At 60.3% G+C, this 15,342-nt stretch carries 13 protein-coding genes; 7 read left to right on the forward strand and 6 right to left on the reverse strand.

What is annotated here, in order from left to right:
• The first annotated feature begins 119 nt into the window (after positions 1 to 119).
• Positions 120 to 1,427, forward strand: coding sequence for an NHL repeat-containing protein (locus tag ACA066_RS22875; RefSeq protein WP_497696739.1), 1,308 nt, complete (start codon positions 120 to 122; stop codon positions 1,425 to 1,427).
• A gap of 56 nt (positions 1,428 to 1,483) precedes the next feature.
• Here ACA066_RS22875 and ACA066_RS22880 read toward each other — a convergent pair whose 3' ends face one another.
• The 3 genes from ACA066_RS22880 to ACA066_RS22890 form a co-directional block, all read right to left on the reverse strand.
• On the reverse strand, positions 1,484 to 2,230 hold the full coding sequence (locus ACA066_RS22880) for an enoyl-CoA hydratase-related protein (RefSeq protein WP_497696740.1): 747 nt from the start codon (positions 2,228 to 2,230) through the stop codon (positions 1,484 to 1,486).
• 131 nt (positions 2,231 to 2,361) lie between these two features.
• Positions 2,362 to 3,297, reverse strand: a complete 936-nt coding sequence (locus ACA066_RS22885; RefSeq protein WP_497696741.1) for an iron-sulfur-binding ferredoxin reductase — start codon at positions 3,295 to 3,297, stop codon at positions 2,362 to 2,364.
• The gene (locus ACA066_RS22890) at positions 3,290 to 4,396 is read right to left on the reverse strand and encodes a GGDEF domain-containing protein (protein WP_497696742.1); all 1,107 of its coding nucleotides are present in this window, start codon (positions 4,394 to 4,396) and stop codon (positions 3,290 to 3,292) included. The genes ACA066_RS22885 and ACA066_RS22890 overlap by 8 nt, the downstream gene beginning before the upstream one ends.
• A gap of 549 nt (positions 4,397 to 4,945) precedes the next feature.
• Between ACA066_RS22890 and ACA066_RS22895 the strand changes: the two genes are divergently transcribed.
• From ACA066_RS22895 to ACA066_RS22915, 5 genes are all read left to right on the forward strand, one after another.
• Positions 4,946 to 6,469, forward strand: a complete 1,524-nt coding sequence (locus ACA066_RS22895) for a fumarate hydratase (protein ID WP_438662558.1) — start codon at positions 4,946 to 4,948, stop codon at positions 6,467 to 6,469.
• Positions 6,470 to 6,697: 228 nt separating this feature from the next.
• Positions 6,698 to 8,464, forward strand: coding sequence for a sensor histidine kinase (locus ACA066_RS22900; RefSeq protein WP_497696743.1), 1,767 nt, complete (start codon positions 6,698 to 6,700; stop codon positions 8,462 to 8,464).
• Complete coding sequence (locus ACA066_RS22905; RefSeq protein ID WP_497696744.1) at positions 8,458 to 9,783, forward strand: sigma-54-dependent transcriptional regulator; 1,326 nt, start codon at positions 8,458 to 8,460, stop codon at positions 9,781 to 9,783. Before ACA066_RS22900 ends, ACA066_RS22905 begins: the two co-directional genes overlap by 7 nt.
• Before the next feature lie 311 nt (positions 9,784 to 10,094).
• Positions 10,095 to 11,414, forward strand: coding sequence for an MFS transporter (locus ACA066_RS22910; RefSeq protein ID WP_497696745.1), 1,320 nt, complete (start codon positions 10,095 to 10,097; stop codon positions 11,412 to 11,414).
• 209 nt (positions 11,415 to 11,623) lie between these two features.
• Positions 11,624 to 12,253, forward strand: coding sequence for a flavin reductase family protein (locus ACA066_RS22915; RefSeq protein WP_497696746.1), 630 nt, complete (start codon positions 11,624 to 11,626; stop codon positions 12,251 to 12,253).
• Here the strand turns inward: ACA066_RS22915 and ACA066_RS22920 are convergent, their stop codons facing one another.
• Both ACA066_RS22920 and ACA066_RS22925 read right to left on the reverse strand, forming a co-directional pair.
• A complete protein-coding gene (locus ACA066_RS22920) occupies positions 12,254 to 12,484 on the reverse strand; it encodes a hypothetical protein (protein WP_497696747.1) in 231 nt (76 codons plus the stop codon).
• 41 nt (positions 12,485 to 12,525) lie between these two features.
• Positions 12,526 to 12,879 (reverse strand): antibiotic biosynthesis monooxygenase family protein, encoded by a 354-nt coding sequence (locus tag ACA066_RS22925; RefSeq protein ID WP_497696748.1) that lies wholly within the window; start codon positions 12,877 to 12,879, stop codon positions 12,526 to 12,528.
• A gap of 334 nt (positions 12,880 to 13,213) precedes the next feature.
• Here ACA066_RS22925 and ACA066_RS22930 point away from each other — a divergent pair, with 334 nt between their 5' ends.
• Positions 13,214 to 14,143, forward strand: coding sequence for an AraC family transcriptional regulator (locus ACA066_RS22930; RefSeq protein ID WP_497696749.1), 930 nt, complete (start codon positions 13,214 to 13,216; stop codon positions 14,141 to 14,143).
• 132 nt (positions 14,144 to 14,275) lie between these two features.
• On the opposite strand, the gene ACA066_RS22935 is transcribed toward ACA066_RS22930, so the two are convergent.
• Positions 14,276 to 15,331 carry an ABC transporter ATP-binding protein gene (locus ACA066_RS22935; protein ID WP_497696750.1) on the reverse strand — a complete coding sequence of 352 codons (1,056 nt, stop codon included), beginning with the start codon at positions 15,329 to 15,331 and terminating at the stop codon, positions 14,276 to 14,278.
• Positions 15,332 to 15,342: the final 11 nt, after the last annotated feature.

Raw genomic sequence — 15,342 nt, forward strand, 5'->3', positions numbered from 1 at the left:
CGCCTCGCTAAATACGGTTGAGCTTGGCGATTAAGGATGATCGATAGCCGGAATTGAATGTTGTCGTCATTTATTAACCACGCCGAAGTTAAATCAATATTCATTCAAGGATCAGAAAAATGACTGCATCACAGCTTAGTCCAGGTGAACTCGATCCGAGTTTCGGGAAAGACGGAATTCTGGTGCTGAAGTACCCCGATTTCACGACCACTAACGGCCAGGTTATTTCTGAAGCACCCAACGGCAAAATTTATATCGGGGGAAGCAGTTGGTCACCTGAAACGATCCTGGCTGAACACTTTAGCCTTACTTGCACTTTGAGCAACGGCACGCCGGATCATGATTTCGGCCTCGATGGCACCATACATGTCAGGCTCCCACGGCCTGGCAGCGAAGGCTTAGGCACAACGCCCTTTCAAATCTTCTATCTGGACAGTGGCGCAGAAGGCAAAATTCTTGTAGCAGTAGGTCGCCACGTTGCGGGAGACGGCGCGTCGACGCAGGCGAGTTACCTGGTTCGCTTGACCGATAAAGGAGAGTTGGACAAAAGCTTCGGTATCGACGGCATTTTGCTCATCAACCCATCTATTGAAATCGATTCTGATCAGTCGTCGAGCTCAGAAGTCATGCAGTCCGGTAGCACCTCGTCAAGCCGCAGCGTCCATGTGGCAGACGGCAAGATTTATGTTATTTCCGCAGCGTTTGAACCACCAATAGGGCTTATCGCACGGGTGATGCGTTTTGATTACGACGGTAAGCCAGACCTGTCATTTAACGGAACAGGTTACGCATCCCTGTCTGAAGTACTCAACGTGCGCAGCTCGTTTAATGACATCGTCGTGCAGGATGGAAAAATCACAGTATGCGGATGGGCCGGCTCTGGTGCCCTTCTGGCTCGCCTCAATATCGATGGAAGTTTTGACAAAAGCTTTGCGGGCGCCGGATACAAGCTTTTGGAAGGGCCAAGTTTTCAATTTACTGCCCTTGCAGTACTGCCTGATGGGCGGACTGTCGCTACAGGTTATGGTTTCTCCGACCGTCGTGGCTTGCTGGCGGCTTATACATCCGGGGGGCAGATCGACAGGACGTTTAATCAAGGCGCTCACGTAGAGGAAAAGTTTGGCAGTTCTGATGCTGTCATGTTTTTGGGCATGGGGTTCAACGACGGAAAAATTATTACCTCGGGAAGGCACATTGATGGCGCTCGGACTGTGAATTTTGTCACCGCGCGGTACCTGGCTAATGGTCGCCGCGACACAACCTTTGGGAAAGGCAAGGGCTGGGTTATTCCCGACCTTAGCGGCTACCGCCCTCTCGCTCACGGAATGAGTTTGCAATCCGACGGAAAAATACTGGTGGTAGGAAATGACTATGATGGCTTTTATGGCAAAGCTGTCATCGTGACCCGGCTTTTAAACGGCGCCTGAATAGTAGTGGTATTTTCGGAAGGCAACGCGCGACCTACTGAGCCGTTGCCTTTTGTCTACCTGTTGATAAACCCCGACAACGCCGCAACCGCCTCTGGCGAACGCAGTCGTTGGGTGAACAACGCGCCCTCTTCTTCTATCACCTTGCGCAACTGCTCACGATCCGAGGCTTTCATCAACTGCTTGCTGATGCGCACCGCTTCCGGTGGCAGCGATTCGAAACGCAGCGCCATCTCCCGCGCCTTGGCCAATGTGGCTTCGCCACTGCCCAGGGCTTCGGTCGCGATGCCCCACTCGGCCGCTTGCTCACCGCTAAAACCTTCGCCGAGCAGCAACAGTTCCGCCGCTTTAGCATGCCCGAGCAATCGAGGCAGGAGCAGGCTGGAACCGAACTCCGGGCATAAGCCGAGATTGACGAAGGGCATCCGCAACCGCGCATCACGGCTGACATACACCAGATCACAATGCAGCAGCATCGTCGTGCCAATCCCCACCGCCGCACCGGCCACGGCGGCGATCACCGGCTTGCGGCATTCAAGCAGGGTGAGCATGAACTGGAACACCGGACTGTCCAGGTTGCTCGGTGGTTGCTGCAGGAAGTCGGCGATATCGTTGCCGGCGGTGAAGCACTCGGCGGAACCGGTGATCAGCACGGTATTGATTTCGGGGTCGGTGTCAGCCTGTTTCAGCGCTTCGGCCAGATGGCTGTACATGGCGCGGGTCAGGGCGTTTTTCTTGTCGGGGCGGTTCAGACGCAGGGTCAGCAGGCCGCGTTCGCGTTCAATCTGGATGGCATCGGTCATGGCGTGTCCTGATCTGAGAGTATCCAGTGTGGCGAGCGAGCTTGCTCGCGCTGGGCTGCGCAGCGGCCCCAAAAGCTTGTGAGCGCTTCGCACTCAAGCGGGAGCAAGCTCCCTCGCCACAAAATCAGTGCTCAACCGCGAGGCAGGAAGACGTCGGCCAGCAGTTGATTGCGCGGCAGTCCCGCCAGGTACAGGCGCCGGGCGAAGGCGTCGACGCTGTCGGGGGACCCGCAGAGTAAGGCTTGGGTTTGCCGGGAAACAAGCCGCAGTTGCGCCAAAGCCGCGGGCAACTCGGTCGGCGTCCACAGTTCGATGCTGAGGTTCGGGCGGCTGGCGGCCATGGCCAGCAAGGGTTTGGCCAGATAATGCTCATCGGCATCATGGGCGAGGTGAATCACGCGGATGGCGCCTTGGTGATCCTGGCGCAGGGCTTCGCGCAAGACGCCGAACAACGGGCCCAGCCCGGTGCCGGCGGCCATCAGCCAGAGTGGCCGGGTGTGCCAGTCCGGATCGTAATGCAAGGCCCCGCCGCGCAATTCGCCGAGACGCAGCGGATCGCCGATTTTCAACCGACGCGCGGCATCACTGAATTCGCCGGGTTGGCGACAGTCGAGATGGAACTCCAGAAAGCGGTCTTCTTCCGGCAGGCTGGCCAAGGAATAAGGCCGCGCCACGTTGCCGGCCCACAACACCAGATGCTGTCCGGCGCTATAGCGCAGCGGGCGTTGTGGCGTCAGGCGCAGTCGCAAAACGCTGCTGCTCAACCAATCGACGGCGGCGACCTCGGCCGGACGGCCGTCCTGTTGCGGATCGAAGGCATGCACCTGCAAATCCTCGACCACCTGGCACTGGCACGCCAGGCGCCAGCCTTGCTGACGCTGCTCTGCGCTCAGGGCATCGGGCCGGCTGTCGCTCGGCAATCCTTGCGTACATTGCACCAGACACGCATGGCAACTGCCGGCGCGGCAGCTGTAAGGAACGGACACACCGTTTTGATTCAACGCATCAAGCAGGTTGCTACCAGGCGCCACCGACCATTGACGATCGCCAACCCGCAACTCAGGCATCGACGTTCTCCCACGCCGCCGCGCAACGATTTCGGCCGTCGCGCTTGGCGCGATAGAGCGCCTGATCGGCGCGCTGCAAGGCGTCGTCGAGATCATCGCCCAGCTCCAGCAGGGTCATGCCCGCCGACAGGCTGAGGTTGCCGACCTTCAGGCCGATCAACTCGACGTCGGTGAAGGCAATGCGCAGCCGCTCGCAGCAGGACGTCAGGCGTTCAGGGCCACAATCGGGCAACAGCACCACGAACTCTTCGCCGCCATAACGGGCCAGCACGTCCCCCTCACGCAAACAGGCGCTGGCCACACCGGCGAAAGCTTGCAGCACCTGATCGCCGGCAGCGTGGCCGTGCACATCGTTGATGCGTTTGAAATGGTCGAGGTCGATCAGCGCCAGGCCATGCACCACGCCAAGCTCCATGGCGTTGAGTTCGCGTGAGGCCAGGCGCAGGAAATGCCGACGGTTGAACAGCCCGGTCAACTCGTCGGTGGCGACCAGGTCTTCGAGCTGGCGCATCATTCCGCGCAGGGTGTCCTGATGCGCCTGCAAGGCGAAGCGGCGCTGCCGCATCCGCTGGCGGGAGGTCTGGACGTAGCGGGCGTAAAGCTCCAGCCAGACCAACACGATAAACAGCACGCACACCTGCAACGCGGCCAGCGCCGGGTCGGCCAACTGGAAGTGGTAGCCCTCCCACAGCGTGATCGCGCTGAAACTGAAAAACACCAACAGCGCGCACCGCACAAAGGCCCGGCGCGACAGATGAAACAGTCCGAACAACAGAATCAGCACGTAGAACACCAGAAACGTACCGCGTGCCTCATCCAGATTGGCGATCAGCCAGGTTTGCCAACCCAGCCCCAGAAACACTTGCGCTTCGGTCAGGCTGGGGTCGGAAAACCGCAGGTTCCAGCCGCTGTAAAACACCGCGAACAACGTCGCCTGGCTGATGACCACCAGCGCGCTGCCGACGGCAACACTGGCCAGGGGTTCATCGTAATGGCCGGTGAAAAACGCCAGCCACAGCAGCAGCAGGGCCAGGGCGTAGGTGCCGGCTGCGAGGGCAAAACGTTTGAGCAACAGGCGCTGGATGGCGTTATGGGTCAATCGTTGACTCACCGTGCGAAAGGAGGCTGACCGAGTGTCCTACTCTACAGACCGAATGCCACTTTAGTGGCGTGTCTGACAAATGACCATTCAATTTTCAAAGCGTAAAACTGGCGTCAATGCGATGACCCCGTGTTGCAAGAATCCTGTGGCGAGGGAGCTTGCTCCCGCTGGGCTGCGAAGCGGCCCCCTGCATTCATTCAGTCATAACTCACAGGCAGACTTTGCGACTGCTTCGCAGCCGAGCGGGAGCAAGCTCCCTCGCCACAAAGGCCTTCTCCAACATTCAGGTGTGGGCGGTATGCGACCAACGATTGACTGCCGGCGCGTGTGCCCGCCTGCGAGGCGCGTTATACTGCCGCGCCTTTTTAGCGTCGCGCCAGCATGCCCGGCGGGCCTTGGGACCTTGAGGTCAGCTTCAAGTCTCAAGCTTCAAGCGGCAAGTACAGAGCAGTCCGCGTACTGCTTTCAGCTTGCCGCTTGAAGCTTATAGCTTGAAGCTGCCCCTCGAACTATTGAATGTTCCCGTCTTTTAGAGGAGCGCGACTCATGACCGTGATCAAGCAAGACGACCTGATTCAGAGCGTTGCCGACGCCCTGCAGTTCATTTCCTATTACCACCCCGTTGACTTCATCCAGGCGATGCACGAAGCCTACCTGCGCGAAGAATCGCCAGCGGCCCGTGACTCGATGGCGCAAATCCTGATCAACTCGCGGATGTGCGCCACCGGCCACCGCCCGATCTGCCAGGACACCGGCATCGTTACCGTCTTCGTTCGCGTGGGCATGGACGTACGTTGGGATGGCGCCACCATGGGCCTGGACGACATGATCAACGAAGGCGTGCGCCGGGCTTACAACCTGCCGGAAAACGTCCTGCGTGCCTCGATCCTCGCCGACCCGGCGGGCGCTCGTAAAAACACCAAGGACAACACCCCGGCCGTTATCCACTACTCCATCGTTCCGGGTAACACCGTGGAAGTGGACGTGGCGGCCAAGGGCGGCGGTTCCGAGAACAAGTCGAAAATGGCCATGCTCAACCCGTCCGACTCGATCGTCGACTGGGTGTTGAAGACCGTTCCGACCATGGGCGCCGGCTGGTGCCCACCGGGCATGCTCGGCATCGGCATCGGCGGCACCGCCGAGAAAGCCGCGGTGATGGCCAAGGAAGTGTTGATGGAATCCATCGACATTCACGAGCTGAAAAAGCGCGGCCCGTCCAACCGTATCGAAGAGATGCGCCTGGAGCTGTTCGAGAAGGTCAACCAGCTGGGTATCGGCGCCCAGGGCCTCGGTGGCCTGACCACCGTGCTCGACGTAAAGATCATGGATTACCCGACCCACGCCGCTTCGTTGCCGGTGTGCATGATCCCGAACTGCGCCGCCACCCGTCACGCACACTTCGTGCTCGACGGTTCCGGCCCGGCGTCGCTGGAAGCGCCACCGCTGGACGCCTACCCGGAAATCGTCTGGGAAGCCGGCCCGTCGGCTCGTCGCGTCAATCTCGACACCCTGACCCCGGAAGACGTGCAGAGCTGGAAGCCGGGCGAAACCGTCCTGCTCAACGGCAAGATGCTCACCGGTCGCGACGCCGCGCATAAGCGCATGGTCGAGATGCTGAACAAGGGTGAAACCCTGCCGGTGGACCTGAAAGGTCGCTTCATCTACTACGTCGGCCCGGTTGATCCGGTGCGCGAAGAAGTGGTGGGCCCTGCCGGTCCGACCACTGCCACGCGGATGGACAAGTTCACCCGTCAGATCCTCGAGCAAACCGGCCTGCTGGGCATGATCGGCAAATCCGAACGCGGCCCGACCGCGATCGACGCGATCAAGGACCACAAGGCCGTTTACCTGATGGCGGTTGGCGGCGCGGCTTACCTGGTGGCGCAAGCCATCAAGAAATCCCGCGTCGTGGCGTTCGCCGAACTGGGGATGGAAGCCATCTACGAGTTCGACGTGAAAGACATGCCGGTGACCGTTGCGGTGGATAGCAAGGGTGAATCGGTACACATCACCGGTCCTGCCATCTGGCAGCAAAAGATCAGTGAAAGCCTGGCGGTAGAAGTGCAGTAAGCGCTTCGACTGACAAAACGAAGGTGACAGGAGCAATCCTGTCACCTTTTTTGTTGCTCACGCGGAACATTGTAGGAGCGAGCTTGCTCGCGAAAAACGTCCGGACAACACGTTTATCCAGACAATCCGCGTCATCGTTGACGACCATCGCGAGCAAGCTCGCTCCTACAAGGGCAGGTTGCCCATGTTATGGTGCGGCCCCTCCGTAAACATTGTGTAATGCCCGGCATGTCTGAGTCTTCTCGCACCCTGCGCCTGACGCTGTACACCTTTCTTATTCTCGCCGGTGCAGCCCTCGCCGCCACACTGGCCATGCGTCACGCCGAGCGTCAGGCCCTGGTGGAAGACGCGGCCCGCGCCAATCTGCAACTGGGCTTGTACGCCACGTCCCTGCACACCCTGATCGAACGTTATCGCGCCCTGCCCGCTGTGCTGGCGCTGGATCCGGAGTTGCGTTCGGCGCTTAAGGGCCCGGTGACGCCTGAACAACAGGACGTACTGAACCGCAAACTGGAAAAGATCAACGGTGCCGCGCAATCCTCGACCCTGGAACTGCTCGATCACACCGGCCTCGCCGTGGCGGCGAGCAACTGGCGTTTGCCCAGCAGTTACGTCGGCCACAACTACGGTTTTCGTCCCTACTTCAGTCAGACCCGCACCCAGGGCACCGGGCGCTTTTATGCAGTGGGCGTGACCAGCGGAATTCCCGGTTACTTCCTGTCCAGCGCCGTGACCGATGACGATGGCCGGTTTCTCGGGGCGATGGTGGTGAAGCTCGAGTTTCCGGAACTGGAACGCGAATGGCGTCAGGGCAGCGACACGTTGCTGGTCAGCGATGCACGCGGAATCATCTTCATCGCCAATCAGCCGGGCTGGCGCTATCGCCAATTGAAACCGCTGAGCGACAGCGATCACGTTGAGCTCAAGGCCACCCGCCAGTACGACAAGCAACCGCTGACGTTGTTGGATTATCAATCGCTGCGCCGCTTCGACGACAACAGTGAGCTGACGCGGGTCGATGGCCCGGACGGCAAAACAGATTACCTGTGGGAATCCCTGCCGCTGACCACCGAAGGCTGGACACTGCACCTGCTGCGCCGCCCGCAGGTGGCGTTCGAAGACAGTCGCAACGCCGCACTCGCCGCTGCCGGCCTGTGGCTGACGCTGGTGTTCCTGTTGCTGTTCCTCAACCAGCGCTGGCGTCTGGCGAAAATGCGCCAGCGCAGTCGCGAAGAACTCGAACAGCTTGTACTAGAGCGTACCCGCGACCTGCGCACGGCTCAGGACGGTCTGGTGCAATCGGCCAAACTCGCGGCCCTCGGGCAGATGTCGGCGGCCCTGGCCCATGAAATCAACCAGCCGCTGACCGCCCAGCGCATGCAACTCGCGACACTGCGACTGTTGCTCGATCACGGCCGGGTCGACGACGCCTACAAGGCACTGAAACCGGTGGACGACATGCTGACGCGCATGGCCGCCCTCACCGGCCACCTGAAAACCTTCGCCCGCAAAAGCCCCAGCGGCTTGCGCGAGCGTCTGGACCTGGCGGCGGTGGTGGACCAATCGCTTGAGCTGCTCGACACTCGCCTGCGCGATGAACAGGTCAGCACCGTGCTGCACCTGACGCGCCCGGCGTGGGTGCGCGGCGATGCAATTCGTCTGGAACAGGTGCTGATCAATTTGCTGCGCAATGCGCTGGATGCGATGCAGGATAAACCCTGCAAACGCCTGGAAATCCGCCTCGAAGCCGACGAACAGCTCTGGCGCCTGAGCGTCATCGACAACGGCAGTGGCATCGCCGAGGAAAATCTACCGAAGGTGTTCGATCCGTTTTTCACCACCAAACCGGTGGGCGATGGTTTGGGCATTGGTCTGGCCGTATCCTTCGCCATCGTGCACGAATCGGGCGGACGCCTGAGCGCCGATAATCACGACAACGGCGCGGTGTTCACACTCACCCTGCCCATCGATCCGGAGGCGCCTGACGCATGCTGAATTCAGTGATGGTGGTCGACGACGAAAGCAGCATCCGCAGCGCCGTCGAACAGTGGCTGAGCCTGTCGGGTTTCGAGGTGCAACTGTTCAGCCGCGCCGATGAATGCCTGGCGCAGTTGCCGAAGCATTTTCCTGGCGTAATCCTCAGCGACGTGCGCATGCCCGGCATGACAGGGTTGGAGCTGCTGGCCGAAGTTCAGCGCCGCGATGCCGACTTGCCGGTGATTTTGCTGACCGGCCACGGCGATGTGCCGATGGCGGTCGATGCGATGCGCGATGGCGCTTACGACTTTCTGGAAAAACCCTTCAGCCCGGAAACCCTGCTTGGCAGCCTGCGCCGTGCGCTGGACAAGCGCCGGCTGGTGCTGGAAAACCGCGCCTTGCATGAGCAGGCCGACAACCGCGCCAAACTCGACGCGACGCTGCTCGGTGTGTCCCGTGGCTTGCAGACACTGCGCCGGCAAGTGCTGGACCTGGCGGCGTTGCCGGTCAATGTATTGATCCGTGGTGAAACCGGTAGCGGCAAGGAGCTGGTTGCCCGTTGCCTGCACGATTTCGGGCCGCGCGCCGACAAGCCATTTGTCGCGCTCAACTGCGCGGCTATCCCTGAGCAGTTGTTCGAGGCCGAGCTGTTTGGTCACGAGAGCGGCGCGTTCACCGGCGCTCAGGGCAAACGCATCGGCAAGCTCGAATACGCCGATGGCGGCACGCTGTTTCTTGATGAAATCGAAAGCATGCCGCTGGCCCAGCAGGTGAAATTGTTGCGGGTATTGCAGGAGCAGAAGCTGGAGCGGTTGGGTTCCAATCAGAGCATTCGCGTGGACTTGCGGATCATCGCTGCGACCAAACCCGATCTGCTGGATGAGGCGCGGGCCGGGCGGTTTCGCGAGGATCTGGCCTATCGGCTGAACGTCGCCGAATTGCGCTTGCCGCCGTTGCGTGAGCGCCGCGAAGACATTCCGCTGTTGTTCGAGTCGTTTGCGCAAAGCGCTGCCGAACGATTGGGGCGCACATTCCCCCCCCTGAGCGGTCCGCAGTTGAGCCATTTGCTCAGCCATGACTGGCCGGGCAATGTGCGCGAACTGGCGAACGTGGCCGAGCGGCAGGTGTTGGGGCTGGGTGAGCCGGAACCTGCGGGCATCGATCCGGGGCAGTCGCTGGCGGCGCAGCAGGAAGCGTTTGAAGCGCATTGCCTGCGCGCCGCATTGAGCCGGCACAAGGGCGATGTGAAAGCGGTGCTTGAAGAGCTGCAACTGCCGCGTCGGACCTTTAATGAAAAGATGCAGCGGCATGGGCTGACGCGGGAGATGTTTTTGTAGTGTTTTGACGGGCCCCTTCGCGGGCAAGCCTCGCTCCTACAGGTTTCGCGTCGCTCGGAATTTTTGCAAACGACACAAATCCCGTAGGAGCAAGGCTTGCCCGCGAAGGGGTCCGTCCAAACAATACAAACCCACAAGCCAGATAAGCGATTATCCGCTCACCCTCAATTTCCAATAAGCGGATTTCCGCTCACCCAAGCGTCAACACCCCTCTAGACCGGCCCTCCCTCGATTGGCACACCTCCTGCTATAGCCCACGCAGGCTGCGTTTTAACGCGCTCCACAAAAACAATTAAACGAAGGATCCTTCAATGGATAACTCCAACGCCCTGCCCCTTGGGTCGGCTGCCGTGCCGGCCAAAGAAAGAACCACCGCCAGTCGCATCAAATCGATTTTCAGCGGCTCGGTCGGCAACATGGTCGAGTGGTACGACTGGTACGTCTACGCCGCCTTCTCCCTGTACTTCGCCAAGGCCTTTTTCCCTAAAGGCGACACCACCGCACAACTGTTGAACACCGCTGCGATCTTCGCCGTGGGCTTCCTGATGCGCCCGATCGGTGGCTGGCTGATGGGCCTCTACGCCGACAAGGCCGGTCGCAAGAAAGCGCTGATGGCTTCGGTGTACCTGATGTGTTTCGGCTCGCTGGTGATCGCCCTGAGCCCGGGTTATGAAACCATTGGCATCGGCGCACCGATCCTGCTGATTTTCGCCCGTCTGCTGCAAGGCCTGTCGGTCGGTGGCGAGTACGGCACCTCGGCAACCTACCTCAGCGAGATGGCGACCAAGGACCGTCGCGGTTTCTTCTCCAGCTTCCAGTACGTGACCCTGATCTCCGGCCAGCTCATCGCTTTGGGCGTGCTGATCGTGCTGCAAAACATCCTGACCACGGAAGAGCTGTATGCCTGGGGCTGGCGTATCCCGTTCGCCATCGGCGCGCTGTGTGCAGTGGTCGCGCTGTACCTGCGTCGCGGCATGGAAGAAACCGAGTCGTTCACCAAGAAAGAGAAGGCCAAGGAAAGCGCGATGCGCACCTTGATGCGCCACCCCAAGGAACTGATGACCGTGGTCGGCCTGACCATGGGCGGCACCCTGGCGTTCTACACCTACACCACGTACATGCAGAAATACCTGGTGAACACCGTCGGCATGAGCATCTCCGACTCCACCACCATTTCCGCTGCCACGCTGTTCCTGTTCATGTGCCTGCAACCGGTTATCGGCGGCTTGTCGGACAAGATCGGTCGTCGACCGATCCTGATTGCCTTCGGCATCCTCGGCACGCTGTTCACCGTGCCGATCCTGACCACCCTGCACACCATCCAGAGCTGGTGGGGCGCGTTCTTCCTGATCATGGCGGCGCTGATCATCGTCAGCGGCTACACCTCGATCAACGCGGTGGTGAAAGCCGAGCTGTTCCCGACTGAAATCCGCGCACTGGGCGTTGGCTTGCCATATGCGCTGACCGTGTCGATCTTCGGCGGTACCGCTGAATACATCGCGCTGTGGTTCAAGAGCATCGGCATGGAAACCGGTTACTACTGGTATGTCACCGCGTGCATTGCCGTGTCGTTGCTGGTGTACATCACCATGAAAGACACCCGCAAGCATTCGCGGATCGAGACGGACTGAGTTCGCCAGCGCAACAAAAAATGGGGCAGACCTTAGCGGGTCTGCCCCTTTTTCGTTGAAACGACACAGCCCCCCCTGTAGGAGCGAGCTTGCTCGCGATGGACGACAACGATAACGTGGGCCGCCTGAAGGAACGCGTTGTCCAAACGTTTTTCGCGAGCAAGCTCGCTCCTACAGTCCCCCCCAAATAATGCCCAGGCCCCTCCTTCATGCCCGACGACATCCACTTCTACGAACCCGCCAACGGCCACGGCCTGCCGCATGACCCGTTCAACGCCATCGTCGGCCCTCGCCCCATCGGCTGGATTTCTTCGCAGGATGCCAACGGCCGCCTGAACCTGGCGCCGTACAGTTTCTTCAACGCGTTCAACTACATTCCGCCGATCATCGGGTTTTCCAGCGTCGGGCGCAAAGACAGCCTGAACAATATCGAGCAGACCGGCGAGTTCGCCTGGAACCTGGCGACCCGGCCACTGGCCGAGCAGATGAACCAGAGCTGCGCGATGGTCGGGCCGGAAGTCAACGAGTTCGAGTTGTCCGGGCTGACGCCTGTGGCGTCGAAAGTCATTCAGGTGCCACGGGTTGCCGAAAGCCCTGTGTCCTTCGAGTGCAAGGTCACGCAGATCATCCAGTTGCAGCGGGCCGACGGCAATGTGGTGCCGAGCTGGCTGATTCTCGGCGAAGTGGTGGCCGTGCACATTGCCAAGTGGTTGCTGAAGGACGGCGTGTACGACACCGCCGCGGCAGAACCGATTCTGCGCGGCGGCGGGCCAGCGGACTACTTCCAGCTGGGGCCTGAGGCATTGTTCAAGATGTTCCGCCCGGGGGCGGTCAAGTAATTACCAGAGCAGGTCGGCGTCTTCTTTGACGTCTTTAAGGCGGGTCAGCTCTTTGGCGGCAGCCAGATCGGCCTCATTTGCGGTCTTGAAGATTTGCCCCGCAAGAACTTTGTGAAAGCGTGGCGCCCCTGAACCACCCAGGGCTTTGACGGCAATCGCGGCGTGGTAACCGCCCTCGCCCGGTACTACAGCGGAAACAGCTTCGAAATGTTCAAAGGCTTTGCGTGCCATGTCGCGGATCCTGGCTGATGGAAAGTCGAGCCATTAAACCCTCAACCTGCCATTTTGTGTACCCAGGACTGGGTCTGGCCCAGCGCCTGAACGGCCGACACCTCTTTGAAGGTATGAAAATCGAGGCTGTTGACCACCAGTTCCTGCACCAGCTCGGCGAAAACCTCCATCGCTGGCGTGCTGAAATAGGCGGTCATGGCTTGCTGATGGATCCAGAAACCGGACACCAGCCACAACTCGGGATCGCATTGCGAATGCTGCAGGGAAAAACTCAGGCAGCCAGGCGCAGTGCGCGACGGTTCGATCAAGGCGCTGAGGCGCGCACCGAGTTCCGCCGAACGCCCGGCGCGGGCGCGGACAAAGGCCATATGACTGACGGGGATCTGCGTAGACATGTTCAACCCTCCCAGGTACTCGAGTGGCAGCCGTGGGACGGGCTGCGACAGGATCCAAGGTTAAGCGCCCGCACGCTGCCCCGTTAGTCGATTCCTGCCGGCTTGTTGCACAATCCTGCGAAGCTGCCTTCAGCACCTGTAACAATGTGTAAAACCTGTTACGGGGCTGAAACACGAGGTTCGAGCAAGTTTTCCCTGCGCTAAACAGACATAGCCACCCGCCTCTGCAACCCCGTGCAGAATCAGGCAAGCTTTTCGCAGGATGTGTCTACCGCTGTGCCTTGCACAAATTTAAGCTCAGCTCATTCCCACTGCTTCGCCGAGGATGCCCTGCATGTCGTCGCTCGATCACTTTCAAGCCCCGCTGGACGCCGACATGGAGAAACAGCGCGCGGAACTGGCGGCCATCATCCGTCGCAACACCACGGAGGATGGCAATTATGCGACCGCCGTAGGCTCGCTGTTCCTGGGCAAACACAGCAAGTCCCATGACTTCGCCCCGGTGCTGGCGCAACCGGCGTTGTGCATCATGGCGCAGGGGCGCAAAGAGGTCAGGCTGGCCGACGAATACTTCAATTACGATCCGCTGAACTACCTGGTGGTGTCGGTCTCCATGCCCCTGAGCGGGCGGATCGTGAACGTCACGTCTGAAGAACCGATCCTCTCGGTACGCCTGGACATCGACCCGGCGGAAATCACCGCGCTGATTGCCGACGCCGGCCCGCTCGGGGTACCGACCCGCCCCACCGGTCGCGGTTTGTATGTCGAACGGATCGACACGGCGATGCTCGACGCGGTGCTGCGCCTGGCGCGATTGCTGAACACACCGAAAGACATCGCCATGCTCGCGCCGTTGATTCGTCGGGAGATTCTCTATCGGTTGTTGCGCAGTCAGCAGGGCTATCGGTTGTACGAAATTGCCATCGCCAACAGCCAGAGCCACCGCATCAGCCAGGCGATCAAATGGCTCAACGGCAATTACGAGCAGCCGCTGCGCATCGATGATTTGGCTAAAGAAGTGAATTTGAGTGTGTCGACGCTGCATCACCGGTTCAAAGCCATGACGGCGATGAGTCCGTTGCAGTATCAGAAGCAGTTGCGCTTGCAGGAAGCGCGACGGTTGATGCTCGCGGAAGGGCTGGAAGCGTCGGCGGCGGGGTATCGAGTGGGGTATGAAAGCCCGTCGCAGTTCAGTCGGGAGTACAGCCGGTTGTTCGGGGCGCCGCCGTTGCGGGATTTGGCGCGGTTGCGTTTGACGGTTTGATCCAATTTTTGCGCTGGTTGTACCGCCCCCATCGCGAGCAGGCTCGCTCCCACATTGGTCTGGTGTACACAGAACTACTGTGGGAGCGAGCCTGCTCGCGATGAGGCCGGCACAATCACCCAACCTCTAAAATCAGGCGCCGAGAACCCGGCATGCCTCCGCCGGCAACGTCACCGACACCGGGTTGCCAATGCTCAACCCAAACCCCTGACACGGCGTGCTCAACGCCGTAAACGACACGCCCGAACACTCCACGGTCGTCTCGATCGTCGCACCGATATCACGCACGAACGTCACCTTGCCCAGCAACCGATTCCCCGTCGTCGCCTGTGGGTGCGACAGTTGCAGGTCTTCAGGGCGGATCAGCATTTTCACCTTCTCGCCGACCACGATGCTGCTGCAGATCGGCACTTCCAGCGAATCGCCACCGGGCAAGCCCACCTTGCCGTTGCCCAGCGCCGTGGCCGGGAAGATGTTGCCCGAGCCGATGAAGTCCGCGACGAATTCGTTCGCCGGATGACGATAAATCTCGATCGGCGTGCCGACCTGCTGCACGCGATGCTCACCCAGCACGACAACGATATCGGCCATGGTCATGGCTTCACGCTGGTCGTGGGTCACCATGATGGTGGTGATGTTCAGGCGCTGTTGCAGTTGACGGATTTCCACTTGCATCGACTCGCGCAGCTTGGCGTCCAGCGCCGACAGCGGTTCATCCAGCAGAAGGATTTTCGGGTGGTTGGCAATCGCCCGGGCGATCGCCACACGCTGACGTTGGCCGCCCGACAGTTTCGCCACCGGGCGATCAATCATTTCCTTTAACTGAATCAGTTCCAGCAACTCCACGACCCGCGCCTGCTGATCAGCCTTGCTGACCCCGCGCAGTTTCAGCGGATAGGCGATGTTCTCCCCCACGGTCATGTGCGGGAACAGCGCCAGGGATTGAAACACCATGCCGAAATTGCGCTGATGCGCCGGCGTGTGGCCGATGTCTTCACCGTCCAGGCGAATCTCGCCGCCGGTCAGGGTTTCGAGCCCGGCAATCATCCGCAGCAGCGTGGTTTTGCCGCAACCCGACGGGCCGAGAAAACACACCAGTTTGCCCTCGGGCAAATGCAGGTTTACATCTTTTACCGCGCAGGCCGAGCCGTAGTGTTTCTCGACGTTTTCCAGAATCAGACCAGACATGTGAATCACCT

The organism is Pseudomonas sp. LBUM1651 (genome assembly GCF_059716135.1).